At 66.3% G+C, this 1,126-nt stretch carries 1 protein-coding gene; it reads left to right on the forward strand.

The features are described from left to right. Nucleotides 1-1,126: hypothetical protein (locus tag BGIM_RS65405; protein ID WP_040892313.1), on the forward strand; the 1,126-nt coding region annotated here is incomplete at both ends.

Consider the following 1,126-nt stretch of genomic DNA (forward strand, 5'->3'; position numbering starts at 1 on the left):
CAGTCAATATTGGGTCTCCGGAACCGGCAACTGGTCGGCCTCCAAATGGTTCACCACCTCCGGCGGGGCCGTCGCCGGGCGGGTGCCCCTGCCGCAGGACACCGCGGTCTTTGACGCCAACTCCTTCACCGCCGCCAGCCAGGTCGTCACGCTTGACATGCCGCGTGTCAGCTCGATGGACTGGACCGGGGCGACGAACACGCCCAACCTGACCATTGGCACGGCCGCGACATCGCTCGGAACCTCCGTGAAATTGATCGCGGCGATGACCCTGACCCAAAGCGCCGCCCTCACCTTCGCCTGCCGCTCCTCCTCCACGCTGGTCTCGGCCGGGCAGAACTTCCCCGGCCAGCAGATCATCGACACCCTGACCGGCACGCTCACCACCTCCGATGCCTTCCTCTCCACGACCGGGACGACCACGCTGAGGTCGGGCACGCTGACGGCCGGGGCGAATTTCACCACGACGAAGGTGGTCTACGAAAACAACGGCCCGTTCACGCTGAACATGGGCTCGGGAACCTGGACGATCTCCGGCACGGCGACCGTGTGGGACATGGCGACGAACAACTCCAATCTCACGCTCAACGCCGGAACCTCGACGCTCGTCGTCTCCGACACCTCGGCCATCGTCAAGACCTTGCAGCTCGGCGGGCTGACCTATTCAACCCTCCAGATCACCGGGGGCGGCACCGGCCGCGTCACGCTCCAGTCCAGCCCGACCATCGGCACATTGACGCTCGGCTCGCCCAAGTCGGTGCGGTTCACCCAGGGCAAGACCTACACCGTCACCACGTTGAACGCCACCGGCACGTCCGGGAACCTCATCACGATTGACACCAACACCGCCGCCAGTCCCGCGACCATCTCCATCGCCTCCGGGGTCGTCTCCTGTGATTACCTGTCCTTGAAAGACTCGACCGCCACCGGCGGGGCCTCGTTCTACGCCGGGGCCAACTCGACGGACGCGACCGGCAACACCGGCTGGTCGTTCACCGCCGCGCCCGTGCTGATCACCGGGACGGCTTCCTCCACGGAAGCGGCTGATTCATTGAACGCCTCCGGCTTGGAACGCATGGTCGGAACCGCCGCCGCCACGGAAGTCGCTGACACCACCGCCGCCACG

The sequence above is a fragment of the Zavarzinella formosa DSM 19928 genome, from assembly GCF_000255705.1.
In the GTDB taxonomy this organism is placed as follows: domain Bacteria; phylum Planctomycetota; class Planctomycetia; order Gemmatales; family Gemmataceae; genus Zavarzinella; species Zavarzinella formosa.